The organism is Verrucomicrobiia bacterium, assembly GCA_036405135.1.
Classification (GTDB): Bacteria; Verrucomicrobiota; Verrucomicrobiia; order Limisphaerales; family JAEYXS01; genus JAEYXS01.
The window spans coordinates 16,235-38,829 of sequence record DASWYF010000025.1; the positions used below are offsets into that span (position 1 = coordinate 16,235).

Annotated in this window: 20 protein-coding genes and 1 tRNA gene; 10 read left to right on the forward strand and 11 right to left on the reverse strand. The window is 56.4% G+C overall.

Features of this window, described 5'->3' with window-relative positions; translation table 11 throughout:
- The first annotated feature begins 64 nt into the window (after window positions 1-64).
- A complete protein-coding gene (locus VGH19_13000) occupies window positions 65-433 on the forward strand; it encodes a CoA-binding protein (protein HEY1172285.1) in 369 nt (122 codons plus the stop codon).
- A gap of 1 nt (window position 434) precedes the next feature.
- On the opposite strand, the gene VGH19_13005 is transcribed toward VGH19_13000, so the two are convergent.
- Both VGH19_13005 and VGH19_13010 read right to left on the reverse strand, forming a co-directional pair.
- Window positions 435-857, reverse strand: coding sequence for a secondary thiamine-phosphate synthase enzyme YjbQ (locus VGH19_13005; protein HEY1172286.1), 423 nt, complete (start codon window positions 855-857; stop codon window positions 435-437).
- A 3-nt stretch (window positions 858-860) separates the two neighbouring features.
- Complete coding sequence (locus VGH19_13010) at window positions 861-2,999, reverse strand: tetratricopeptide repeat protein (GenBank protein HEY1172287.1); 2,139 nt, start codon at window positions 2,997-2,999, stop codon at window positions 861-863.
- Between the two features lie 576 nt (window positions 3,000-3,575).
- On the opposite strand from VGH19_13010, the gene VGH19_13015 reads away from it, so the two are divergent.
- From VGH19_13015 to VGH19_13045, 7 genes are all read left to right on the forward strand, one after another.
- A complete protein-coding gene (locus VGH19_13015; protein ID HEY1172288.1) occupies window positions 3,576-3,926 on the forward strand; it encodes a hypothetical protein in 351 nt (116 codons plus the stop codon).
- A 247-nt stretch (window positions 3,927-4,173) separates the two neighbouring features.
- Window positions 4,174-4,707 (forward strand): hypothetical protein, encoded by a 534-nt coding sequence (locus VGH19_13020; GenBank protein HEY1172289.1) that lies wholly within the window; start codon window positions 4,174-4,176, stop codon window positions 4,705-4,707.
- Window positions 4,708-5,178: 471 nt separating this feature from the next.
- Window positions 5,179-5,517 carry a hypothetical protein gene (locus VGH19_13025; protein HEY1172290.1) on the forward strand — a complete coding sequence of 113 codons (339 nt, stop codon included), beginning with the start codon at window positions 5,179-5,181 and terminating at the stop codon, window positions 5,515-5,517.
- 72 nt (window positions 5,518-5,589) lie between these two features.
- Window positions 5,590-6,237, forward strand: a complete 648-nt coding sequence (locus tag VGH19_13030; GenBank protein HEY1172291.1) for a hypothetical protein — start codon at window positions 5,590-5,592, stop codon at window positions 6,235-6,237.
- 286 nt (window positions 6,238-6,523) lie between these two features.
- Window positions 6,524-8,659: a PQQ-binding-like beta-propeller repeat protein gene (locus VGH19_13035; GenBank protein ID HEY1172292.1), complete on the forward strand. Its 2,136-nt coding sequence runs from the start codon at window positions 6,524-6,526 to the stop codon at window positions 8,657-8,659.
- 4 nt (window positions 8,660-8,663) lie between these two features.
- Entirely contained in the window at window positions 8,664-8,984 is a 321-nt protein-coding gene (locus tag VGH19_13040; GenBank protein HEY1172293.1) for a hypothetical protein, read from the forward strand.
- A 174-nt stretch (window positions 8,985-9,158) separates the two neighbouring features.
- The gene (locus VGH19_13045) at window positions 9,159-11,522 is read left to right on the forward strand and encodes a VCBS repeat-containing protein (GenBank protein HEY1172294.1); all 2,364 of its coding nucleotides are present in this window, start codon (window positions 9,159-9,161) and stop codon (window positions 11,520-11,522) included.
- An 84-nt stretch (window positions 11,523-11,606) separates the two neighbouring features.
- Here VGH19_13045 and katG read toward each other — a convergent pair whose 3' ends face one another.
- The 3 genes from katG to VGH19_13060 all read right to left on the reverse strand — a co-directional run bounded on the left by katG (window position 11,607) and on the right by VGH19_13060 (window position 15,704).
- On the reverse strand, window positions 11,607-13,856 hold the full coding sequence (katG, locus tag VGH19_13050; protein ID HEY1172295.1) for a catalase/peroxidase HPI: 2,250 nt from the start codon (window positions 13,854-13,856) through the stop codon (window positions 11,607-11,609).
- A gap of 179 nt (window positions 13,857-14,035) precedes the next feature.
- Entirely contained in the window at window positions 14,036-15,538 is a 1,503-nt protein-coding gene (locus VGH19_13055) for a sulfatase-like hydrolase/transferase (protein ID HEY1172296.1), read from the reverse strand.
- Between the two features lie 92 nt (window positions 15,539-15,630).
- Window positions 15,631-15,704 (reverse strand) — tRNA-Gly (locus tag VGH19_13060).
- A gap of 99 nt (window positions 15,705-15,803) precedes the next feature.
- Here VGH19_13060 and VGH19_13065 point away from each other — a divergent pair.
- Together VGH19_13065 and VGH19_13070 are read left to right on the forward strand one after the other, a co-directional pair.
- Window positions 15,804-16,727 carry a bile acid:sodium symporter family protein gene (locus VGH19_13065; protein HEY1172297.1) on the forward strand — a complete coding sequence of 308 codons (924 nt, stop codon included), beginning with the start codon at window positions 15,804-15,806 and terminating at the stop codon, window positions 16,725-16,727.
- Between the two features lie 39 nt (window positions 16,728-16,766).
- On the forward strand, window positions 16,767-17,588 hold the full coding sequence (locus VGH19_13070; GenBank protein ID HEY1172298.1) for a class I SAM-dependent methyltransferase: 822 nt from the start codon (window positions 16,767-16,769) through the stop codon (window positions 17,586-17,588).
- A gap of 14 nt (window positions 17,589-17,602) precedes the next feature.
- Here the strand turns inward: VGH19_13070 and VGH19_13075 are convergent, their stop codons facing one another.
- From VGH19_13075 to VGH19_13100, 6 genes are all read right to left on the reverse strand, one after another.
- Window positions 17,603-18,580: a hypothetical protein gene (locus tag VGH19_13075; protein HEY1172299.1), complete on the reverse strand. Its 978-nt coding sequence runs from the start codon at window positions 18,578-18,580 to the stop codon at window positions 17,603-17,605.
- A 94-nt stretch (window positions 18,581-18,674) separates the two neighbouring features.
- The gene (locus VGH19_13080) at window positions 18,675-18,863 is read right to left on the reverse strand and encodes a hypothetical protein (GenBank protein ID HEY1172300.1); all 189 of its coding nucleotides are present in this window, start codon (window positions 18,861-18,863) and stop codon (window positions 18,675-18,677) included.
- A 196-nt stretch (window positions 18,864-19,059) separates the two neighbouring features.
- On the reverse strand, window positions 19,060-19,794 hold the full coding sequence (locus VGH19_13085) for a sulfite exporter TauE/SafE family protein (GenBank protein HEY1172301.1): 735 nt from the start codon (window positions 19,792-19,794) through the stop codon (window positions 19,060-19,062).
- A 272-nt stretch (window positions 19,795-20,066) separates the two neighbouring features.
- Window positions 20,067-20,819: a DUF1080 domain-containing protein gene (locus VGH19_13090; protein ID HEY1172302.1), complete on the reverse strand. Its 753-nt coding sequence runs from the start codon at window positions 20,817-20,819 to the stop codon at window positions 20,067-20,069.
- A gap of 60 nt (window positions 20,820-20,879) precedes the next feature.
- Complete coding sequence (locus tag VGH19_13095) at window positions 20,880-21,329, reverse strand: cupin domain-containing protein (GenBank protein HEY1172303.1); 450 nt, start codon at window positions 21,327-21,329, stop codon at window positions 20,880-20,882.
- Between the two features lie 55 nt (window positions 21,330-21,384).
- Window positions 21,385-22,530 (reverse strand): HEAT repeat domain-containing protein, encoded by a 1,146-nt coding sequence (locus tag VGH19_13100; protein ID HEY1172304.1) that lies wholly within the window; start codon window positions 22,528-22,530, stop codon window positions 21,385-21,387.
- Window positions 22,531-22,595 lie beyond the last annotated feature (65 nt).

Consider the following 22,595-nt stretch of genomic DNA (forward strand, 5'->3'; position numbering starts at 1 on the left):
CGCTCCGTGCAACGGCCATTTCATCATTGGTCATTCACTCCATCCTGCACTATACTTTCCCGCGATGAAAACCGTAGCCATCCTCGGTGCCTCCAGCGACCGCAAAAAATTCGGCAACAAAGCCGTGCGCGCCTTCGTGCTCAAGAGCCACCGCGTTTACCCCGTGAACCCCAAGGAGAGCACCGTTGAAGGCTTGGCCACCTTCCCCAGCATCCTCGATCTCCCCGTGCGCCCCCAGATGGTCACCGTCTATCTGCCCCCACCCGTCGTCCTGAAAGTCCTGCCCGACATCGCGAAAAAAGGCTGCGATGAACTCTGGCTCAACCCTGGCACCGAATCCGATGAAGTCCTCGCCGAAGCCGAACGCCTCGGCCTGAACGTCATCCAAGCCTGCAGCATCGTTGCCATCGGCGTTTCTCCTTCGACCCTCTGATCTACTCGCCGAGCAAGTGGACGATGATCCTCCTCCGATGCGCATGCGTCCGGTGTTCCCACAAGTAAATCCCTTGCCACGTCCCAAGCACCATTGAGCCACCCTTGATCGGCACGCTCAGGTTCACCGCCGTGAGCGCCGTCCGCACATGCGCCGGCATATCATCCAGCCCTTCGCATGTATGACGAAACAGCGCATCGCCATCCGGGCAGATACGCGTGAAGAACCTTTCCAAATCCCTCCGCACCTCCGGATCCGCATTCTCCTGTATCAACAGGGAAGCCGACGTGTGCTGCACGTGCAAGGTGGCGAGGCCCGTCTTTATTTTCGCCCCGGCCACCAACCGATCCACCTCCGCCGTGAAGTCATAGAAGCCACGTCCCTTCGTAGGAATCGTCACTTCATGAACTTCCTGGCGTAACATACTTTACTTGCCCATCAGCGCTTCCAGCTTCTCATTCGCCGGATGACCGTAACCGCGCGCCTTCTGGTAATGCCAGCGCGCCAGTTCCGTCATCGGCGGAGTCTGCGTCGCATAGACCACCGCGAGATTGTGATGCGCATTCGCATTGCCCGGCTCCAGCTGGATCGCCTTGCGCAAGGCCGCTTCCGCCGCACCGCGCTGACCTTTTTGGCTCAGCGTCATACCCAGGAAGCTCTGCGTTTCCGCATTGTTCGGATCAAGCTGCGCCGAACGGCTCAGGCTCTCCAACGCCGCATCATACTTGTCCTGGCGGAATGCGATGATGCCCTTCAGCTTCAACGCATACGCGTCGTCCTTCTTCAGGCTCAGCGCCTTGTCCAGATTCTTCTCCGCGTCCGACAGTTTGTTCTGCTCCATCTGCACCGCTGCGAGCTGACCGAGCGCGAACACATGGCTGCCGTTCGACTTCAGCACCTCCTGATACTTTTCTGCTGCCACGTCATAACGTTTCTCCGCCGCTGCGCGCTCGCCTTCCGCCATCAACTTGCGCGCTTCCGCGGACAATTGATCCGGTGCTGCCACCGTGCTCGAGACCGTCGCCGACGGCTTGCTGTCCACCGCCGCCACCAACGTCCCCGTAGAGACCATCGGGGCCTTGAAGAGCGCCAGCTCTTCCTTCGTGTAAGGAACCTTCGTCGCCTTCAACACTTCGAGTTGCGCCTTCAAGTTCGCCAGCTCATCCGCCGCCTTGTCCGTGTCACGGCGATTCGAACGGCTGCTTGCCTCCTTCAATTTCTTCTCCAGGCTGTCGCGTTCTTTTTCCAGATCGCGCACCTTGTTCTCCAGCTTCGCCACTTCCTTCGTGTTCGCGACCGGTGCCGCCGTCGCAGACGCTCCCATCTTCGGATCCGTCAGGAGCGCTTCCAGCTTCGCATTCTCCTTGCGCAGCTTCTCCGCATCACGCATCTCGCTTTGCGCCGCCGACCGCGCCCTGCTCGCTTCCGTCTGCGCCTGCTCCACCGCCTTCTGCTGCTCTGCCAAACGCTTCTGCGTCTCCGAAAGCTCCTTCTTCAAGCCCTCATCCGCATTGGACATCTTCGCCATGTTCGCCGCGCGCTTCTGTTCATCCTTGAGCTGCGCAGCCAGAGTTTCGGTCTGCGCCTTCAACTGTGTCGCCTCCAATGCCAGCGCCCGGTTCTCCGTCTCCAGCTTCGCCACATCACCCATCTTCTTATTGGCGGACTTCAAGGATTCCGCTTCGGCCTTCGCTGTCGCGAGCTGACTTTCCAAAGCCTTGTTCGACGATTCTAATTTCGCCGCATTCCCCGCCAGCTTGTTCGCATCGGAAAGCTGCTTCTTCAACGTCGAAACTTCTTCCTTCAACTGCGGCAGCTCCTTGCTCTCGCGCATCGAGCCGATTTTCTTCTCCAGGCTCGCGTTCTCATCCGTCAGCTTCGCCATCGCCCTCTTCTGGCTGGCCAATTCCTTGTTGGCGTCGGCCAATTGTGATTTCGTTTCTGAAATCTCCTTCGCATCCACCATCTTGGCAGATTTCACCTGCTCTTGCTGCAAGCTCGCCTTCAACACATCGCGCTCCTTCTGCACTTCCAGCAATGTTCCTTCCACCTTGGCCAGTTCCTTCGGGTCCAATGCGGCGGGTTTCGCCGCCAGCGCATCCTTGAGCTGCTTCTGCAGCATGATCTTCTCCGTCTGCAGACTGATCAACTGATCGTGCAAGCGAGTGATCTCGGAGTCCGAGAAACTCGGCTGCGGCACTGGCGCTGGCACATTCTCCTTGGCCGGCCCGCTCTTCATCGCTGGCGTAGAGACAGCCGGTTTAGGCGTCGGCTTCACGTTCGGATACTTCGCCGCCAACGGCGCGATCTTCTGGTTCACATACTCCAGCCGGTATTGGATCACCGTGGCGTTGTAGTTCGGATATGCGGAACGCAGCTTCTGCAACCCCTCCTGCACATCGCGATACCGGATCAACGCCGCCGACTCCTCACCCTTCACCAACAACGCTTCGGCGTCCTGCAACATGCCGTAATAAGTCGCGTAAAGCTCATCTTGCGGATCGGCTTGTACCACGAGGGCAATAGCCAATAAAGCAGCGCCAACTGTCGGGAGAAGTCGTTTCATGGGCCGCATGGATATAGGGAAACGCCCCGTTTGGCAATCCGTTTGCCGCAAGAAAACGCGTTCCTTGCCACCATCCAAATTTTGCTCCATTCCCATCTCCTCACGCCCTCCTTCCAGCGTCATCACTGTCCCTTGCTCCGGATGCATAACTCATCCTTCATGGTCCCTAATCTAAAACAGTCAGTAGGACATTGGCTGTCCATGTCCCTTTTTTTGAAAAACATTTCAAAGCAGCATAACCCGCTGCTAATCAGAACTTTAAAGCCAAAACATCCACCTGATATCGATTTGAGGTCAAAAATTTCGCCTTTCTACTCCCCTTTCGCATATTTCGCGTCTTTCGCGGTTAACCCTCCCCTGATAAAACCCTCTTAAATCACCCTCCTTATTCACCTCTCAACCGGCTTCGTCTCCGTGAGGCGCCCTTTATATCATCCCCTCTCAATCAGGCTTACCCGAGAAGGAATTTCGTGCAGAATCAGGTAAACACCCCATATCAACCAGTCCATTAGGCACTTTGCGCAAAATCAAAACCCGATTATCTTTAGTCAAAACCTAGACAAGCGGAGATGGGATATGACAGGCGAAGGTTTCAGTGAAAAATTAAACGCTTTAAGAACATTGGTCGACGAGGGTTGCGGAGCCAACATGGACCTGTGCCAACAACACTACACGGCAGGCTCCAAAATCGTTGAAGAGCTTGAGCATTCTCAAAACCTTCCAGCACAAGCCCGGCAGATGCTGCCTCAGATCCGGCGCTCTTTGTCGGATTACTACAACATCCTTTTCAACCGCAGTTGGACCAAAAGATTCCTGCTGGACGACATCGCGAGATTGGAACTCCTCTGCCTCAATCCGCCCTCGGACGAGATTCAATTTCCCACTCAATCCTTTAACCCCTTCGACCGCTCCCGCGACGCCGCATAGACCATCAGGTTTCTCTTCAACACCACCGCGTTCCAGTTGGGTACTATTCTTATCTCCTCTGGACTCTCAATTCCCCCCTTTCGCGTATTAAGCGTGTTTCGCGGTTATCTTACTAATCCAAACAAGAAAATCAGAATGCAGCCGTTTCCCAATTCATGCTAATTGAGGAAATAAATATCATCCTTCCAGCGTAACTCTCGTAAATCGTACTTCTAAAATCGTAAATCCCCTTTAGCCTTCTACTGCTATGAACCCTTTCGTCAATCTCCACCAGCGCGGCACCGATCTCCCGCCCGGCTGCAAGGACTTGATTGACGTCATAAAACCGAAAGTGCCTCGCATGGAGACCGAACGATTGCGCGGCCCCGATGTAGAATATTTAAAAGCCCCATTCCATCGTTTTTACTCTACAGGAGACGATCGTGTCATCTCCATCCTGATCTACGGCTCCCATTGTTTCCTTTCTTTGAACTGCATTCCTGCACCAGCGACTCTCGGCTTCGGCCTTCTCCCCCAATACGTTGCCTTCAACGACACTGTCCGCGATTTTTTTCAAGCCAAGGGCATCCCAGCTCTTTCAGAAAAATTAGGAACACGACCACCCGGCGAGATCATCCTCGTCCGCTACCCTTTGCCTCCCACCGCCTTTGAAGCCTCAGAATTGATCTCGCAACTGCTCACTCAGGTATATCAAGAAACCGGCCCCATCCAACTGATGCTTCTTCCATTTCCAAAACGACCCGCCCAAGTCCCGCCTGCGCCTTCCACCTCTGAAGACTGAACACCAAAAATCTTGAAACTCTTCCCTTCCCCATCGCTACCTTAGCGCCCTTTTGTTTAAAAATCCGGTTTTTCTTCATTTACCCACCGGTGCAACCGTGTTCGATGTTCGATGTTCGATGTTCGATGTTCGATGTTCGATGTTCGATGTTCGATGTTCGATGTTCGATGTTCGATGTTCGATGTTCGATGTTCGATGTTCGATGTTCGATGTTCGATGTTAGATGTTCGATGTTCGATGTTCGATGTTCGATGTTCGATGTTCGATGTTCGATGCCCCCTCTGCGCTTTCTGCGCCTATCCATCCGTGTTTCTTCTGTGTTCCATCTGTGGCTAAAACTTCCCCCTCCGTGACTCCACGGCAAAATCTCGCCCCTAAAAAACTCCCTCTTGGCCAGCTCCTACCTTCGTGCTAATGTTTCGTCCGAGCCCTTGGAGCAAATCCCTATCACAACCGTCTAATAGACACACTATGGAAAATCAAAACCGTCGTACCGCCCTGAAAACCGTGGCCCTCGCCGCTGGCGCTCTCCTCTCCACCGAAGCGCTCGCCATCGAAGCCAAACCCAATTATCCTCGTTCCACTCCTGGCCGTTGGCTCTTTTCCGGTAAACCTTGCGCCATCTTCCAGCAAGGCCCCATCCTGCTCATCGTCAACGAAACCGGGACACTCGCGACCGGCCAATTCACCAACCAGGACACCTTCAAGATCATCAAAGGCGATGGCTGGGGCATCGGCATGACCGGCCAGCTCATCGAAAAAGGTAAACGCATCAAATGGTCCGATGGTGCTTATTGGATCCAGGCCTGATTCAGCAAGTGTCCCGAGCGAAACATTACTTGAGGCCATTCGTATCACTCCCATCAAAAGGAAACTCTATCCATGAAAATCCCGCTCCTGCTCGTCACTTGCTTGTTCCTTGCCGGCTGCTGCCGCGAGGAACCAAAGGTGACCAATCAAGCACTTCTCAGCGAACTGCAAACTATCAAGAGTGAATTGGCAAAAGCACCACCCGCTCCCACCAAGCTGCGTTGGGCCACCGCGGATCATTACAAGATTTTCTCTGCCCTCACCCAAGCCAGCCGGGATCACCTCGCCCGCACCGCTCAAACCGATCAGCTCTCCCCGGCCATCGAGGCCCAGATCAGAGAATATGAATCTCTACGCATGCAATTGGTAGTAGCACAGGCAAATGCCAGCACACGCTCTATCCCCGTTCGCCCCATCCGCATTTCAACCGGCTCAACTGGCCTACCGGAAAGAGAAAGCAACCCTGATCCGGAATTGCAAGCGCTCTCCAAACGCGTCGAAGAAGCCAAAGCCCCCATCAAAGAGCTCATCGAAAAACGCGACCGCCTAGCTCAGGAATTCCGCGAGAAGCACTCCGTCGAACGCCTCACCGAAGAATACGCCAAAGGCCGTTATGATCTGATTGTTGGCACCCGTGAAAAGCCCATGTACCAAGCGGGCACCGAAGTCACCGACATCACCGAAGCCGTCATCGCCCTGCTCAAAGAAAAGACCAAATAAACTGCCCTCCCTCAATAGACACAACCTTCTCGATCAGGAAGCGGTTTGCGTACCCGTATTCCGTTCCCTGATATTTATCGAGACACGGTCAAATCCATTCCCTTTGAATTTCAAATCTTCAAATTTAAAATCCCCGGCTATCGTCTTTTTCCATCCGTGTGATCCGTGTTCCATCTGTGGCTAAAATCCCCTTCTCCCCTCAGCGCCCTCCGTGTCTCCGTGGTTAATTCTCCCCTAACCACTTGAAATCCATCTAAGACTTGCGGCTTAATCACGCTCAACACACATGAGCCAGAGACTTACCACCCGCATCGCCGCCTTGTTGGGCGTGGGATTCCTTTCCGCCACCACCTTCGCCGCCAGCCCGGCGAACACCGATTGGTCCACCTACCTCGGCAGCAAGGAGCGCAATCTCTACTCCTCGCTGAACCAGATCAACCGCTCCAACGTCACGCAACTCAAAGTCGCGTGGACCTACGAGACCGGTGATAAAGGCGAGTATCAGGCGAACAACCTCATCGTGAACGGCGTCCTCTTCACGCCCTCACCCACGCGCAAAGTCATCGCCCTCGACGCCGCCACCGGCAAGGAACTCTGGAAGTGGGACCCCTCGAAAGAACGCTCCGGCGCTGGTCGTGGACGTCAACGCGGCCTTGTCTATTGGCAAAATGAAAAAGGCGAAGAACAACGCCTCTTCACCGCCGTCGGCAATTACCTCTTCGCGCTCAATCCCAAAGACGGCACGCTCATCCGCAGCTTCGGTGAAAACGGCTCACTTCACCTCGGCACCGGCCTCGACACCGCGAACACCCCGAACGTCGGCCTGAACACCCCCGGCGTCATCTACAAGGACTTGATGATCCTCGGCGGTGTGGGCGGCCCCGGAGCCGTGCGCGCCTTCGATGTCCGCACCGGCGAACGCCGCTGGATCTTCCACCTCATCCCGCGCCCCGGCGAAGTCGGCTACGACACCTGGCCCAAGGAAGCCTACAAGTCCGCCACCGGCGTCATGCCCTGGCCCGGCCAGTCCCTCGATGAAAAACGCGGCATCGTTTACATCGCCACGAAAACCGCTGAACCCGATTTCTACGGCGGCGAGCGCCACGGCATGAATCTCTTCGCGAACTGCATCGTCGCGCTCGATGCCGCGACAGGCAAACGCCTCTGGCACTTCCAGATCGTTCATCACGATCTCCTAGATAAAGACCTCCCCTGCCCGCCCGTTCTCCTCACCGTCACGCACAAAGGCAAGAAAGTGGACGCCGTCGCGCAAGGCACCAAGCACGGCTACGTCTTCGTCTTCGACCGCGTCACCGGTGAACCCCTCTGGCCCATCGAAGAACGCCCCGTTCCCAAATCCGATTTGCGCGGCGAACAAGCCTGGCCCACGCAACCATTCCCCACGAAGCCCGCGCCCTTGATGCGCCAATACTACACCGAGGCCGAAGTCTCCAATATCTCGCCCGAAGCGCAGATCGCCACGCTCGATCGCATCAAAGCCTCGCCGAACTTCGGTCCCTTCCCCGCCCCCAGCCTGAATGAAACCGTCATGTTCCCCGGCTTCGATGGCGGCATGGAATGGGGCGGCGGTGCCGCTGATCCGAACGGCATCTACTACGTGAACATCAACGAGATCCCCTGGCTCGTGCAGATGGTCGAGACGCGTCGCGCCGATGGCAAACCGCTCGTCGCCGGTGAACGCGATTACATGGTGTATTGCGGCCCCTGCCACGGCCTCGATCGCAAAGGCAATCTCGCAGGCGGCTTCCCCTCGCTCATTGACGTCGAGAAACGCAAGACCCGCTTGGAGATCGAGACCATCACCCGCCAAGGCGGCGGCCGCATGCCCGCCTTCGACATGATCCCTGAAGGCTCCCGCACCGCCATCCTCGATTACGTCCGCAACGAAAACACCCTCAGCACCGGCGGTCGCCCCGATGAAGCGAACAACAACGCTGCGGCTTCCACCAAGAATCCGCCCTCATACGCCTTCGCCGGTTTCCGCCGCTATCAGGATAAAGAAGGCTACCCCGCCATCAAACCGCCGTGGGGCACACTCAACGCCGTGGACCTGAACACCGGCGAGATCAAATGGAAAGTCCCCCTGGGCGAATACGAAAAACTCACCGCGCGAGGCATCCCGCCCACCGGCACTGAGAACTACGGCGGCCCCGTCGTCACTGCCGGCGGCCTCATCTTCATCGCCGCCACTGCCGATGAAACCATCCGCGCCTTTGACAAAGACACCGGCAAAATCCTCTGGCAAGCCAAGCTGCCCTTCGGCGGTAATGCGACACCGAGCGTCTACATGATCAACGGACGCCAATACGTCGTCATCAACGCCGGCGGCGGCAAATCCGGTCGCCCTAGTGGCGGCAGCATCGTCGCCTTCGCCCTGCCGGAAACTCCTAAGAAACCTTGATCCGTTGCCTGCGAATCCCTTCATCAAATATTTCAAGCAAACCGTTGAACAAGACGACGGCTTCTTCCCCCGTCGCAGCGCGTGGGGAAAGTCGGCGATTTATTATGAGACATCAGAAGAAGGTTTCGTAGGGCGACAGATCCAGCTCTTCGAATCCGGCACTGTTCTGGTTTACGATGAAACCCATAATATGGATGATTACGGCATGATGCAGATGGAACCAGTCGGCCGTTTCACTCCCAACACCACCATTATAACCAGCAAAGATTTCCACCTCGTCTGGCCCCGCCACGTCGACGCCATCAATCGACAGCAGGCTGGTTGACCCAAGCGCCTCCCCCTCGGTCCCGTAAATCGTAATTCCAAAATCGTAAATCTCTCTTCCCCATCCGTGTTGATCTGTGCCCATTTTACCCCGGCTTCTAGTCGGGGCTGCGGCTAAACCCTTTCCTTAAATCTTGGACTGGCCAACCGCCTCATTCACTGGCACCTTCCCGCCATGTTTCGCCGCGAGTTTTCTCCGCACGTTTCCAAGGCCTCCGTATTTCAACGTCTGAAAGCCTACGCGGGGCTCGGTGCCCTCTCTGGTTCCCTGTTAAGCACCACCGCCGCTGATGCCCCCAAGACCTTCGGCTTCGCTGGCAAAGAGATTTACCCCATCGATAGCCAGTTCAGCCTCCTCCGTTCTGCCGATATCGATGGCGATGGCCTCAACGACCTCATCGTCGTCAACAACTCGCGCTCCAAGATCAACATCCTCTTCAACCAGACCGGTAAACCGCCCGAGAAGCGCAAAGAAGTCATCGGTGCTAAAAAAGAGATCAATGAATTGCCCACCGACGCCCGCTTCAAGATCGACGCCATCGCCTCCGAGAAGCGCATCGCCAGCATCGCGGTAAAAGATTTGAACGGCGATAAAAAGCCGGACATCGCCTACTATGGCGAACCCAAAGAACTCGTCGTCATCCTCAACGACGGCAAGAACGGCTGGAGCACCCCCAAGCGCTGGCCCATCGATGACGGTCAGCTCACTCCCAACGGTCTTACCGAGGGCGACATCAACGGCGACAAACGCAATGATCTCATCCTCCTGTCCGAGAGCTTCCTTTACGTCCTGAAACAAAAAGAAGATGGCACGCTCGCCGAACCTGAAAAGATTCCCTTCACCGGCAATGTGAAAGCGCTGCAAGTATTGGACATCAACGGCGATGGTCGCGATGACCTTCTGCTCGTGAATTGGGATAACGCGAACCCTTTCCGCTTCCGTCTGCAAGACACCGAGGGCAATCTCGGACCTGAGACCCATTTCGAGCAGCCACCCATCCGCTCCTATTGGTCCGATGACCTCGATGGCGATGGCCGTACCGAGATCGTCACCATCGCACAAGCCTCCGGCCGCGCGCAGATCTATAACTTCACGCAAAAGAACGCCGAATCCACCCTCGGCCAACTCAAGCTCGGCCAGATGGAAGTCCTCCCGCTCACGCGCACCGACAAATCCCGTCGCGGCACACTCTGGCTGGATGTGAACAAGGACAAGCGCGATGATCTCATCGTCGCCGAGCCGAACAGCGGCCAGATCACCGTCTATCTCGCGCAGGCGAAAGGTGGCCTCGGCTCACCTCAAACCTTCCCTTCGCTCGCTGGCGTCACCGATCTCGCCGCTGCCGATTGGGATGACGATGGCCAGAAAGAAGTCTTCCTGCTCAGCAGCGATGAACGTCAGATCGGCGTCACCCGCTTCTCCGCGAAAGGCCGCCTTGCCTTTCCTGAAGTGCTGCCCATCAAGGGTCGCCCCCTCGCCTTCGCCGCCGGCGCCATTTTGAAAGGCGATAAGCAGCAACTCGCCGTCATCGTAGATGACGACGGCAAACGCAGTCTCCAGTTCCTCACACCGAAAGGCGCACCTGTCACGCACAAGCTCTCCGACAGCTTCAAGTCCAACCCCGCCGCCATGCATCTGCATGACGTGGATCAGGACGGGCTCACTGATCTGCTTGTGCTCATCCCCTACGAGAAGGTGAAAATCCTCCGTCAGCAGGCGGATGGTAAATTCGAAGAGATCGATGTCGCCCCTCCTGGCGGCACTATGGAGCAACCTTGGATGGCCACGCTGGATGCCGATGCGGATGGCAAACCCGAACTCCTCCTCGCGCAAAAGAACTTCCTCCGCGCCGTTGTTCTCGAGCGTGAAGAAAACAAAAACGGCGAAAGCAGCAAAGACACTCTCTGGCGCTTGAAGGTGAAAGAGCAAATCAACGGCTCCGCCGCGAACTCCCGCATCACCGGTGCCGCCGCAGTTCCTTCAGGCAAAGGCAAAGCCGCCACACTCTTCCTCCTGGATGCCGAACGCAAAGCGCTTACCGTCTGTGAGCGCAGCGAATCCGGCGTCTGGCAGGCAGTAAAAAATCTCTCCCTCGCCGTTACTGACTTCAACACGCTGTTGCCCATGGCCATGAACGCCACTTCCGCGAACACACTCTCCCTCATCGGCGCGAACAGCATCGGCTGGCTGAATCCCGCTGGCCAGGTCTGGGAACTCACCGAACTGGACAGCTACGAATCTCCTATCAAAGACGCCTACCTCATGGACGTCGTCTCCGGTGATCTGAATAACGACAAGGTGAAAGACCTCGTGTTCCTTGAGACCGGCAAGAACTACATCGACATCGTCACCTATGAGAAGCCGCACCACCTCTCGCCCGCCAATCGCTGGCAGGTTTTCGAGGAACGCACCTTCCGTGGCCGTCGCGGCGGCCAGCCCGAACCGCGCGAAGCCGTGGTCATCGACCTCACCGGCGATGGCAAGAACGACCTCGCCATCATCGTCCATGACCGCATCATCGTTTACCCGCAGGAATAACTCGGCTCGTCACTCAGTCCACTTAAAAACAAAAAGGCCGCCCAGAAATGGACGGCCTTTTGTTTTGCATGAGTAGAGTCAAACTTACTCGAGATCAAAGCGGTCCAGGTTCATCACCTTGGCCCACGCAGCAACGAAGTCCTTCACAAACTTCTTCTCCGCATCCGCACTGGCATAGACCTCTGCCACCGCGCGCAGACGTGAATCCGATCCGAAGACCAGGTCCACACGCGTGCCGCTCCATTTCGTCTTACCCGTGGCACGATCACGCCCATCGAACACTTCTGCATCTGATGACACCGGCTTCCACTCAGTGCCCATGTCGAGCAAGTTCACGAAGAAGTCATTCGTCAACGCTTCCGGACGCTTGGTGAAGACACCGTACGGCGTGTTTCCCACATTGGTCTTCAAGACTCGCAGGCCGCCGATGAGCACCGTCATTTCAGGGGCCGTCAATGTCAGCAACTGCGCCTTGTCGATCAGCAATGCTTCCGCCGGGACACGATATCTCTTCTTGAGATGATTCCGGAAACCATCCGCGACAGGTTCCATCACAGCGAAAGATTCCACATCCGTCTGCTCTTGCGAAGCATCCGCGCGCCCCGGCGTGAACGGCACCGTAACCGTGTGGCCCGCATTCTTCGCCGCCTGCTCCACACCAGCGCAGCCACCGACCACGATCAAGTCTGCCAGCGAGACTTTCTTGCCACCCGCTTGGAACGCGCTCTGGATGCCCTCCAAAGTCTTGATCACTTTCGCCAATTGAGCCGGTTGATTGACCGCCCAATCCTTCTGCGGCGCCAGACGGATGCGCGCACCATTCGCACCGCCACGCTTGTCCGAACCACGGAACGTCGACGCAGATGCCCAAGCCGTAGAAACCAGTTCGGAGACAGTCAGGCCCGATGCCAGAATCTTGCCCTTCAGCACTGCCGCATCCTGCTCATTGATCAACGGATGATTCACCGCCGGAATCGGATCCTGCCAGATGAGCTCTTCCTTCGGCACCTCTGGCCCAAGGTAACGTGCCCGCGGCCCCATATCACGATGAGTGAGCTTGAACCAAGCCCGTGCAAACGCGTCAGCGAACTGCGCAGGATTCTCCAGGAATCGGCGCGATATCTTCTCGTAAGCCGGATCAAAGCGCAGTGCGAGATCCGTCGTCAGCATGGAAGGCGCGATGCGTTTCCCTTCATCATGCGCATGAGGCACCTTGCCATTTCCCGCACCGTTCTTCGGCGTCCACTGATGCGCACCTGCCGGACTCTTCGTGAGTTCCCATTCGTAGCCGAACAAGTTTTCGAAGAAGTTGTTGCTCCACTTCGTCGGCGTCGTGGTCCACGTGACTTCCAAGCCGCTCGTGATCGTATCGCCGCCTTTGCCCGTACCGAAACTGTTGCTCCATCCGAAGCCCTGCTCACTAAGGCAAGCCGCTTCCGGCTCCTTGCCCACATGCGATGCCGGCGCGGCACCATGCGTCTTGCCAAACGTGTGACCACCCGCGATCAGCGCCACCGTCTCTTCATCATTCATCGCCATGCGACCGAACGTGTCGCGGATGTCACGCGCCGCTGCGATCGGATCAGGATTGCCATCCGGACCTTCCGGATTCACATAGATCAACCCCATCTGCACCGCCGCCAGCGGATTCTCCAGATTGCGGCTGTGGATCTTTCCGTCTGCATCATCCTCTGAGACAAGCACGCCGTGTTCTTTCTCCACACCTTCGGAACCATGCGCGTAACGGATATCACCGCCGAGCCATTTGACCTCGCGGCCCCAATACACATCCATATCCGGCTCCCAAGTATCAGCACGTCCGCCCGCGAAACCGAACGTCTTGAAGCCCATCGTCTCCAGCGCGACATTGCCCGTAAGTATCATCAAGTCCGCCCAGGAAATCTTGCGGCCATACTTCTGCTTGATCGGCCAGAGCAATCGACGCGCCTTGTCCAGGCTCACGTTATCCGGCCAGCTATTCAGCGGAGCAAAGCGTTGCTGACCACGACCACCGCCACCACGGCCATCACCGGTGCGATAAGTACCCGCACTGTGCCAGGCCATGCGGATGAACAGCGGACCGTAATGACCGAAGTCCGCCGGCCACCAATCCTGCGAATCCGTCATCAACGCTGCGATGTCCTTCTTCAATGCTGCATAATCAAGGCTCGCGAACTCTTTCGCATAATCAAACTCCTCCCCCATCGGGTCGGATTTGGAAGAATGCTGATTCAGCAAGTCCACTCTCAACTGGTTCGGCCACCAGTCGCGATTAGTCGTGCCGCCACCAGCGGTGGCATGTGTGAACGGGCATTTGGTTTCGGTTGATGACATGTGCTTGTTTTCCCTTCTATCGGTTAAAAATTAAAACCAGACAAAACCGGTGTTTGCGATATCCCTATCAAACCATCCCGGTCTCAATAGTTGAAATACTTGTTTCCTTATCCAACGATAGGAAACACCTATACACCTGCAAAACTAGGAACAGACCTCACGACGCCCAGCGGTTGAAGTCACTTCCCATAGTCGGCACCGGTGAGGCTCTTGAGCGTTGATTGTTGCCACTCCCGGAGCTGGGCTTGGAGTTTACGGGCGGTGTCCGGCCGCTCGTTAAACAGGTTCTGTTTTTCAGCCGGATCCGCTTTCAGGTCAAAGAGTTCCTGCCGCAGCACGTCATCCTTCCCTTCGTGAACCACCAGCTTGAAATTCCCATCGAGGATCGCGCGCGGTCCCCGATAATCCAGTTCTGTGATGGCCGGGTGCCGGTAGTTGGTAAAATCGCGGGTCGCTTTGCCACCCTGCAATTTGACCAGCGGAGTGGTTCCGGCCTGGAGCTTGGGATCAATATACGGCTCAGGCTTGCTGCCGGCGAATCGGGAGGTGTTGTATTCCCAGAAATATAAGGGACTGGATCGCACCTGGAGCTTGTCTGTCAAAACCGGACTGAGATCCACGCCATCCAGCGGTCGGGAGGGCAAGGGTTGGCCGGCGAGAGCACACAGCGTGGGCAAAAGATCGCTGGTGGACGCGCGGAAATCGGTGACCCGTGGTTTGGGGATGCGGGCGGGCCACTCGATGATTCCCGGCACCAGGATGCCGCCCTCGTACACCTGCCCTTTGACACCGCGATGGGGAAATCCCAAGGCAGCGTCCGCTGAGGTGCCATTATCCCCGCAGTAAAAGATCAACGTATTTTCCCTCAGGCCTTGCGCCGCCAGATGCTTGCGCAAGGTACCGATGGCCCGGTCCATCGCGGTGATCTCAGCATAACGTTCGCGCAAGACCTCGCCCTGTGGCCGTGTCACCGCCCCGCCAGTCTCGTTGGAGGTCAGCTTGACGGGCTTTTTGTATTTGCCGGGCAGATCATCATACAGGGCCAGATCGGCGGAGCCTCCACTGTAAGGTTCGTGTGGTGAACCAAACCAGACGACGGTCAGGAAAGGCTGCTTTGCCTGCGTTGCCGCATCGATAAAACGAATCGTCTCGTTGACCAGGACTTCCGAGCTTTCTCCTTTGAAGACTTCCGGCGCACCGCCGTTCCGTGAGAGGGACGGGTTCAGTTCGAAAAAATTGTCATGCGAAAGCCATTCGTGAAACCCCATCGCCCCGGGACTTACAGGCGACTCCTGCTTCACCGCTCCAACATGCCATTTACCAAAATGGCCGCAGCGATAGCCGGCATTCCGGAGAATCTGCGCTATGGTCACCTCTTGCGGACGGAAGGACCAGCCGGGGGCGAATGTGCCCATCCGGTTCGGATGCCGGCCGGTCAGGAAGCTGGCTCGGGTCGGGGAACAGCTCGGGTGCGCAGCATAGAACCGGTCAAAGCGGAGACCGGATCGTGCCATCTCATCGAGCACGGGTGTTTTTACATGCGGATGCCCGTTGTACCCGGTCTCCTCCCAACCATGATCATCACCCATCATAAGGATGATATTCGGGCGCTCCGGTTTGTCCGCGCCGAACAGGTTCAACGCCAGAACAGAAACGCACAGCACCAAGCAAAGGGATTTCATAGGGATATGAGCCACCACTGTCTCGCAATTTCCAAGGCAGTCAACGCTGCTGAGCAACCGCCTGAATATGCATAGGGGAAAGTGGAAAGAAATGGAGCGGGTGAAGGGAATCGAACCCTCGTTTCAGGCTTGGGAAGCCCACGTTCTACCATTGAACCACACCCGCTTCCGGCTGACGTCAGATTGGTTAGCAGCTTCGTTCACCGCTGGCAATGCCCGTTTTCCATTGTGAAGCGCTGGCCTCCCGCCTATACACAGCGCACTTATGCAACGTCTGCTCGCGCACGCCACCAATCTGTTTCCCGTTTGGGTGCTGGCCGGAGGCTTGCTCGCGCTGGTGCATCCGCCGCTCTTCACGTGGTTCGATAGCAATCTCATCGTGCTCGGCCTGGCGATCATCATGTTGGGCATGGGCGTGACGCTGACGTTCCAAGATTTCAAAGACGTGCTGAAGATGCCGCGTCCGATCGCCGTGGGATTCTTCGCACAATTCTCAATCATGCCCTTTCTCGGCTGGAGCGTGGCGAGAATGTTAGAGCTTCCGACGCCTTTTGCCGTAGGCTTGATCCTGGTCTCCTGCTGTCCGGGCGGAACGGCCTCGAACGTGGTGACGTTTCTCGCCCGTGCGAACGTCGCTTTGTCGGTGCTGATGACGATGTGCACCACGTTTGCCGCCGTTTTCATGACGCCATTGCTGACCAAATGGCTCGCCGGAACTTTGATCCATGTGGATGCTTGGGGCCTGTTCTTCAGCACGGTGCAAGTGGTCATCCTTCCGGTCGTCATCGGGCTGCTGGCGAATCATTATTCACCGAAACTGGTAAATTCGATCCAGCCTGTAGCCCCGCTCATCTCAGTAGTTACCATTGCATTGATCTGTGCGAGCATCATCGGCCAGAGCGCAACGGCGGTCAAAGACTCAGCAGGGAAACTGATTCTTGCAGTGTTTCTCTTGCATGCGCTGGGCTTTTTGCTCGGGTACCTTTTCGCCCGCATCTTGGGTTATGACAAACAAGTGTGCCGTACCGTTTCTATCGAAGTGGGCATGCAAAACTCCGGTCTCGGCGTTGTGCTTGCAAAGAAACATTTCCCCGCTGAACCGCTCACGGCCGTGCCTTGCGCCATTTCCAGTGTTTTCCATTCCGTCATCGGCAGTGTGCTGGCGGGCATCTGGCGCTGGCGCAACTGATTGAGCACGGCAAAGTTTTAGTCTATCAATTTCCCTGCAATGGACGTTTACGAACATAATCGCGAGGCATGGGATGCGCGCGTTCGAGAGAAGAAGCGCCACACTTCCGTGGCCACGGAAGAAGATTTCCGCAATCCCCTGCTCGCCCTGGATCGCATCGGTTGGTTGCCGCAACCCATCGCGGGCAAGCGTGTGCTCTGTCTCGGCAGTGGCGGCGGAAGACAAGGTCCGCTCTTCGCCGCTGTGGGTTCGATTGTGACGGTGGTGGACATCAGCCCGGCCATGCTGGAGCAAGACCATGCGGTGGCTAAGCAACGCGGGCTCAAGCTCGAAACGCTCGCAGCGTCCATGGATGATTTGTCACAGCTTGCATCAGCTACCTTCGATGTGGTGGTGCAACCTGTGAGCACATGTTACGTGCCAGACATTCGCAAGGTTTACCATGAAGTGGCGCGCGTAACGAAACCAGGTGGTATGTATATGAGCAAGCACAAGCAGCCGCTCAATTTGCAAGCGACGCTCAAGCCGACACCTTATGGTTACGTGGTGCAGGAGGAGTATTATCGCCAAGGACCGTTACCTGAGAGCGCGCCCAGTGTGCATCGTGAAGCCGGCACGATGGAGTTCGTGCATCGCTGGGGCGATCTGCTCGGCGGCCTGTGCAAGGCCGGCTTCATCATCGAAGAAGTGATGGAGCCGCGCTATACGGAGAAGGATGCCGCGCACGGCAGCTTCAGCCATCGCTCGGCGTTCATACCGCCTTACATCGAACTGAAAGCGCGTCGTCTGGAGACGAAAGCTGACAGTGGCCCCAAGATCTGGACACCGCAGATGGGCATCGATGCGTTGAAGAATTCCTGACTTAAAGCTCCTTGTCAGTTGACCCGCGGATCGCGGACAAACGGATTGGTGGGCTGATTGTATTGCTGCGGCTGGTTGGGCGGCTGCGGCACGACGATGACCGGCGGGGTCAGGACTTGCTGGATAAAGTACTCAGGATAAAATGGTCGCAAGGCCTCTTCCACTGCCGCATCGGCGGCACGCATCGAGGCTTCTGCCTTTAACCGCTCCGTTTCTGCCGCCTGAATCTTCAAGTCTTCCTCCAGTTTAGATTTGCGGCGCTCTTCTGTCAGTTTTGCATATTCCACCATCATCTTGGCGCGGATCTCTGCGTTCTTCTTCTCGACTTCCGCGCGGGCCGCGAGATTGGCGCGATACTTCTGCTCCGCGACTTGTGCCTGCCGGTCTATCTCCGATTGAGCAGCCACCGATGCTTCGCGGTTCAAGCCAAGGTGCAGGAGCACGCCAGGATGCAACTCATCCACATCATAAGCAACTGCCCGCCCCTCACTGGATTTGAAAACAAAACGACGGCCGAATTGCGTGCGAAATTCCGCATCTGTCGCCAGTATTTTTCCGCCAGGCCCCATCAACTTCGGGAATGTCAGTATCTTCTGCTCTTTTTTCCCGCTGGTGGCGGTGGTGACCGTTTTCGGCTCGGGGACCTCGGCTTTTAACGCGCTTAAGTCTGAATTCTTTTTCACCTCTGCCGCCAGCGCTTGAGCCTCGATCTGGCGCTTGGCTTCGTAGGCTTCCACCTTGAGCCTGGCCGACTCCAATTCGTTGGTCGCGGCGGCCAATTGCTCCTGCAGATGGGACGCACGTTCCGTCGCCTGCTTTTGCGCAGCCTCGGCCTGTGCTTGCTGCTGCTTCTGCATGGCCGTCTGATCGTGCAACAAGGCACGCTCCGTCATCCACGCCTGCTCCAATTTTTGCTGTCGATGGAGCAGGAAACCCATGCCTGCCACGAGCAATATCGCGATGATGATCGTTATTGTCTGTTTGCTGCCCATGAGATGCTTGGACGAGATTGAAAACTTACTCTTCAACCTGTCCCCATAGAGGTAAAGTCCCTTTGCCCGCGCCTGCTGTCAACCCCGGGAAAAACTAGGCCCTCTCCCAATGACCGTCATCATGATGAACGACGACTTGGACGCCGGATATGTAGAATCGGATGCAGAAGAGGAAGGCACTGGTGCGGTTCGGAAAGCTCATGGCTTCCGCTTCATCCGGCACCCATCTGCCCAAGTCACTGAGAAATTGGTTCGTGACTTCCTGACGGACAAGTATTTTCACGATTTCATTTTCCAGCTGATTCTCCGTATTCCAGAGAAGTGCCCCCGGCGCGGCGGGCGCCGCTACCGGGGGCTATCGCCAAGGAGACACACTTGATGAGACTAGCCTAAAGCATGCCAACCCCAGAAATGACAATCAATCTGATGTCTGAAAAATGGCCCTAGAACTTTTTTGATGCAACCGGGTAAAAAGACGCTTACTTGAAGCTCAGCAGCAGCGTACGGATGCTCAACAAGATGATCAGCACCCCCACTGTAATCATAAGTTTCTTGGCTGGAATATGTTTCACCACGTAAGCGGCCACAGGAGCCGCCGCCACACCACCGATGATCAATCCCAGAACTACCGGTCCATGTTTCAAACCCAAGAACGCCGTAAACGTGGCCGCTTGGGCAATGGTGACAAAGAACTCGGCTGTATTCACAGAACCGATGGCGGTTCTCGGCTCACGTCCGCCAGCCAATAGTGTAGAAGTCACAATAGGACCCCAGCCGCCGCCACCGATGGCATCCATAAACGCGCCAAAGAACCCCAGCGCTGACACATGATGATGCTTCTCTTCCTTATGTACCGGTCGTTTGAAAGCCTTCTTGATGATCACCGCGCCCATGATAAGGAGATAGATGGCGATGTAGGGCTTGATCTTGTCTCCGTCCAAGTTAGTCAGGATATAAGCCCCTAAGACACCGCCGATTACGCCGGGAAATACCAGCCGGTGAAAAAGCTTTTTATCGACGTTCCCCAGCTTGAGATGAGCCAAGCCGGAGACGCCCGTGGTGAAGACTTCAGCCGTCTTCACACTGGCAGCCGCGGCTGCGGGGGCGATTCCGACACTGAGCAGGAAAGTATTGCAACTGACGCCATAGGCCATGCCCAAGGCACCATCAATCATCTGCGCGATCAAACCGACCAGCGCGCATGTAAGAAACATCTGCACTCTGAGGATTTCCCAACAGCGGAGCGCAGAGAATACGGTTAATCAGACTCGAATCAATGGGTATTTTCGCCAGGCTGGGGAAAAATTAACCGCCCCGCCTGACCTGCTTTAAAGCCGGAGGATCAGCACCTTGCAGGCATGCAAAACACTGCAATCATTTACCTCTCCCCTGCGAATTGCAATCGCATCTCCGCTCCGTTCCGCAAAAAATAAACTGGGGCGCCCCGTTTACCGAGACGCCCCCTACACATTTTGTCCTGAAAAGCCTACTTCAACTCTTTGATCCGCACGTTCTTGAACTGAACAGTCATCGGCGGGCCCACGTGGATCTGAAGGGCAAGGATGCCTTCTTTGGCACGTTTATCTGCATCTTCATCCGTCACATCCACAGTTTGTTTGCCGTTGATGAAGTGCTGGAGGTGGTTGCCTTTGGCGATGACCACGTAGTCATTCCAGTCCTCGTTCTTGATGCCTGCCTGGATCTCATCGGATTTGCCGACTTCGCCAGTCACCTGCACATCGGCTTTCTTCACTTTCTTGCCTTTTTGATCCACTTCCACCTCCGGCTTCACCGTGGTCTTCTGCCCCCGCTGGGCGAGGATGCCTCGACCGCGTTCCTCGTAGAGGATGCCGCTGTAGGTCTTGCCGGCTTCGAAATCTGCCTGATAACCACCGACGATCGGACCGAAGTCACCTTGTGAGAGTTCCTTGCTGCGGTATTGGATGCCAGAGTTGCCCGCGACGATCTTGTAGGAGAGGCGCAGTTCGAAATCGCTCACGTTGCCGTTCGTATAGACGAGGAACGTGTTGTGTTTAAGCACGGATTTCTTCGCGTCAGCGGGATCGGCAGGCGTCTTGCCAGTGATGGCGCCGTCTTGCACGGACCAGAGTTCCGGGTTACCGCGCCAACCGGTCAGGTCTTTGCCGTTGAAGATGGGCTTGAAGCCTTTTTCCACATCCGCGGCGGAAAGTGAAAGCGCGGTTGCCGTGAGCGCAACAAAAGTGAGCAGAGATTTCATATATGGTTCGCTGCTCTTATAGACGGAATCGGGCGGCTGGCAATTCAGGAATAGACCTATCTATTCCCGCAGAAACTCCAAACCGTATTTCTCTCCAATCGCGATCACTTGCGGGATATTCTGCTGCTGCTCCTCCGCACTCATCGCGCCGACTTCTTCGAAGAAACCTTCAAAGCCTGCGGGCGTGATGGTCACGAGCATACGGTTATCACCGGGGCCGCTGGCTTCAAAGCGATGCGGCACGCCTTGGGGAAGATGCGCCACCATGCCAGGTGTGAGTTTATATTCCGTTCCGGCGCAGATGACTTTGAATTCGCCGCTGATGCAGTAGAACGTCTCGTTCTCGCGATGGTGGATGTGCATCGGCGGACCTTTGCCCGCCAGACCGCCTACGGAAACTTGGGAATACAGCCCCTTGGTGTCCTTACCGTGGACTTTCACCAAAACCTCATCGCCCAACACCAAGTAGCGGGTGCCACCTTCGGGCGGTTGAATGATCGCCTTGCTCATCGTGCGGCACACGATAGCGAAAGAGGAACGGGCTGAAAAGTTTTCTCGGGCAGAATCAATTACGGCGTTGCCCCTGACCTTGCGGGCCCCCGCGACGTTGCCCTTCTTCCAAAGCTTGCATGGCTTCACGACGAACGCGTGGATCGCTGTCATTATCCACCACGTAGCGGAGCCATTGCTGGACGGCGGGATCGTTGGCGTAGTTGCTCAAGGCATCCGCCGCGCGGGCACGCACTTGGGCATTCCCATCTTGCAAACCATAGACGAGCGGCACTTTTAGCGTTGGATCGGCAATGCCATCAAAAGCTCCGAATATCTGTGCGCGCAAATTCGGGTCTTGAGTGCTTTGCGCCGTGGCAGCGAACGAAGCGACGATCTGCTGCACTTCCGTGCGTGAACCGCGCAAGGCTTGCAAGGCGAGCAATCGTTCTTCCATGGAAGCGGTTGGATTCTGTGCCCGTGCTTGCAGACTGGCGATTCGTTCCGGAGTGGCATCGCCCCGCGTGAGACCTTGAATGATTTCCTGACGTGCGCGCGGGTCTGTCTCGGTTTGCAGCTTGGCCCACAGCATTTGTTCCACCGCGGGGTCGTTCACGAAGGATTGCAAGTTCTCGAAAGCCTGTTCACGGAGCGCATTGTTTGGATTATCTGCGAAAGCGAGCATCGGTTGTTTGATGACGCCGTTGGTGGCGTTCTCCAAGCCGCGAAGGATCTCGCGCTTCAGGTCATCCGTGGCAGCCACTTGGAGCCAGTTGACCGCAGATGTCGCAGCCGTATCAGACAAAGCACGTCCACGACGCAACAGACGTAAGGCATTCAAGCGTTCGGCATCGGGCAACGTGCCATCTGCAAGTTTGGCGGCGAGCTCCTCGATCTTGCGATCGGCGAGCGGGATCTGGCCGTGCTCCATCAGGTAATCCGTGGCGCGACGCAGTTCGACGATGGAATCCTCCGCATCTGCGACACGGAGGTTTAGATTGGAATCATCATAGGCAGCAGCAGTAGCTGCAGCGCTGTTGCTGCGGCGGGCGGCTTTACTCGCAGCGAGAGCAGATTCGCTTTGAGAGTGAGCCGTCAGCACCTTGGCTTCAAGTTGTTGGATGCGTGCCTCAAGCTGGCCAACCGTTTTGAAATGAGACGCTACGGCTAAGGCGGCGACGCCCGCAAAAAGCACGACTGCTAGAAATGCCAGTTTACGCATATGACGGTTTTGGTTCTTTAAAATCGTCCTGCAACGCGATGGGAACCAATAGTTATGCTACCGTG